Below are 3,087 nucleotides of genomic sequence, written 5' to 3' on the forward strand. Positions count from 1 at the left end.
TTTTCCGGAATCTCACGTAAAGCTCCGGTTCGGAAGGATTCGTTTTCTGATTTTACGGCCGCTCTGCTTTCTGACGTCTCATTTTTTGAGCTGTCGTCAGTTATGTTATTTTTCTTAAGGTCATCAGCCGAAGGCAGACTGTTAAGTGACGTTATGCCCAGTGCCGAAGGAATTCCGGTATCTGAACCGTCAATCAGAAATCTTGAATTTCTGCCCACATATTTCTGGTAATGTTCCGGATTATGCTCAATGTCATTCACTGCCCTGAGAATGTTGGCTGGGAGCATTTCCCTGGTTATTACCGGTCCTTCGAACAGAACCACGGTACTGTGGATTACGTTCTGCAGTTCACGGACATTTCCCGGCCAGGGATATTTAAGCATGGTTTCAGATGCCTCGTGGGAAATGTACAGGAAGTCCTTGTGTTCTATTTCCGCATATTTTTTCAGAAAATGCATGGCTATGTGCAGTACGTCATGCTCTCTTTCGCGCAGAGGAGGCAGGTGAATAGGGATTACAAAAAGACGGTAGAACAGGTCTTCACGGAAGTTGCCGAGTTTGACTTCATTGAATGGATCCCTGTTTGTGGCGCAGATTACCCTTACGTCAACCGAGAGGGTCTTCTGAGAACCTACCATTCGGTACTGACTGCTCTGCAGAAAACGCAGCAGCTTTGACTGCAGTTCAAGATCCATTTCGCAGATTTCGTCAAGGAACAGTGTACCGCCGTCAGCCTCTGCCACAGCACCGGTTCTGTCGGCCACAGCTCCGGTAAAAGCTCCTTTGACGTGACCAAAAATGGTACTTTCCATTATTTCTTTCGGTATGGCGGCACAGTTGATGGCCATGAACTTACCCTTACGTTCGGTATTAAGTTCATGCAGTGTATTTGCCGTAACTTCCTTACCAGTTCCGCTTTCCCCGGTAATAAATACGGATGCTTTGGAATTTCTGATTCGGCAGAGCTTATCGTAAATGTCCCTCATGACCTTGGAGGCCCCGATAAAGTTGCCGAGATGAATGGAATTGTCAGGTTCAACATTTACCTTGGCATTGAGCTCCAGCTTTTCAATGGTATTGTTTATGGTGGTGCGCAGACGATTGCTGTCCACCGGTTTTACCAGGAAGTCATAAGCTCCGAGGCGCATGGCCTCGACCGGAAGATTGGCTCTTTCGTCAGCTGTTATAACTATGGTGATTACCTGATGATACTGCTGTCCCAGCATGCTTAGAATTTCCATTCCGGGAATGTCCGGGAGGTTCAGGTCAAGGAGTACGATATCAGGTGCAAATGTATCAAGAAAGCCGATGGCTTCCCTTCCCGTATAGGCGGAACGAACCTCGGTATTTAAGCTCTTAACTACCGCATTATAGAAAAAATTCAGAGGTTTGGAGTCTTCGACAATCAGAACCCTTGTCTTTAACTCGTTTTGATTAACATTAAAGGAAGTCATTAGCAGTCATTTTATCTCAAAAGCGTTTCTTATTCTAACTTTACCGCAAAAATATGAGCACAATGGATAATTAATGTGATATGTGGTTGAAAGAGAAAAACTGAACCGTCTGCGTATTGGAATCGGTATCTGCATTCACTCCTGACGGGTATTTTACTTATGACGTTCCGAAGCGGTCAGTAACGTTTGTGAAAGAGAAAAATGAGAGATGATTAAAAATATGTGAATTGAAGCGCTGAGATAGTTTCGTTCATGTGGTAAATTCGCCCGGAACTATTGTTTAAGTAATTTCGTGTGTTTTTATATTTCAGCATAAACAGGACAGGATAATAAAAATGAGTCAGAACAGATCTTCAAACGGCGGCGGTTTAGGCTTTTTCAGTTTTACAAAAGTATTTGTTATTTTTGTGCTTATCGTGGTGGCCTGCGGCTTCTTTGAACTTGTATATACCGTAAATGCCTCAAAGGTGGGTGTCGTACTTTCAGGTGGAAAGATTTCATCTGTTTCCCAGCCCGGAATGCATTTCAAGCTTCCTTTCTATCAGACCGTGAAATTCATTGATCTGAAGACGAACAGCAGTACAGTAAAAACAGAAGCTTATACATTTGATCAGCAGAGTGCTACTCTTCGCGTAAATGTAATCTGGAATTTTGTAGGGACAAGGGCTGAAGATATCTATGTTCAGTATAAGGGAGACGAAAAGTACATTAACGATTACGTTATTTTCCCTAAGCTCATAGACTGCGCAAAGACCATTTTCGGTCAGTATAATGCCGAAAAGGTTATTCAGAAAAGAGCTGAATTCGTGACACTTCTGAATTCACAGTTCAAGGAAATGATGAAGGAATTTCCTGTAGTGATCCATTCTATTCAGGTTGAAGACATTTCCTTCTCAAAAGTTTATGAAACATCCGTAGAAAATGCCATGAAGGCAAGAGCCGAAGTTGAAAAGGCAAAGGCAGAGCTGGAACGCGTACAGCTTGAGTCACAGCAGAAGGTTAAGATTGCCGAAGCTGAATCAGAAGCTGTTAAGAAGCGTGCCGATGCTCAGGCATATGCCATCCTTAAGACTGAGGAAGCCAATGCTGCCGCCATCAAGTTAAGAGGTGAGGCCTTACGTGAAAACGGGGAAATAGTTAAGCTGACCGTTGCGGAAAAGTGGGACGGCAAGCTTCCTGTTACCATGGTTCCAGGCAGCAGTCTTCCATTCATCGACGTTAAGAGCAAATAATCAGAGCATTACAGTAAAAAGTGATATGCCCACATGAAAAAGCATGGGCATAACATCAAAAAATACATTGTTGTATAAGAATCCCGATATTCATGAATTGTCGGTAATATTTTTGAAAACCCTTTAAAATCAATGCTTCGAGCCTTGTTTTAATTTTATGTTGTCGGTGATGTTGTCGGAATTGAGCTGTTTTTTTTGGGGAAAAGTTAAAAAATGAAACCTTACTACATGTGTAAAGACTGGCATAATTCGGAATGGTGGCATGGATGTAGGGATTACGTTAAATCTCGTTATGGTTGGAAGTGCTGCTTATGTGGTTGTGTCTCTGAGTCTGTAGAGGTTGATCATGTATTGCCCTATGACAATAAAAGGTATTCGGAAGATAGAAAGCGGGAGATGTT

The 3,087-nt window shown here is 42.8% G+C and carries 2 protein-coding genes; one reads left to right on the plus strand and one right to left on the minus strand.

Translation table 11 applies throughout. From position 1 onward, the window contains the following. Positions 1–1,454: sigma-54 dependent transcriptional regulator (locus QZU58_RS10085; RefSeq protein WP_294496483.1), on the minus strand; the 1,454-nt coding region annotated here is incomplete at its 3' end. 335 nt (positions 1,455–1,789) lie between these two features. Between QZU58_RS10085 and QZU58_RS10090 the strand changes: the two genes are divergently transcribed. Continuing rightward, on the plus strand, positions 1,790–2,686 hold the full coding sequence (locus QZU58_RS10090; protein ID WP_294496485.1) for a prohibitin family protein: 897 nt from the start codon (positions 1,790–1,792) through the stop codon (positions 2,684–2,686). Positions 2,687–3,087: the final 401 nt, after the last annotated feature.

The sequence above is a fragment of the uncultured Ruminobacter sp. genome (genome assembly GCA_902764345.1).
GTDB lineage: Bacteria > Pseudomonadota > Gammaproteobacteria > Enterobacterales > Succinivibrionaceae > Ruminobacter.

Bases quoted from the DNA above. Each gene is read 5' to 3' on its own strand.
- QZU58_RS10090 (WP_294496485.1), top strand. From the start codon at position 1,790: ATGAGTCAGAACAGATCTTCAAACGGCGGCGGTTTAGGCTTTTTCAGT.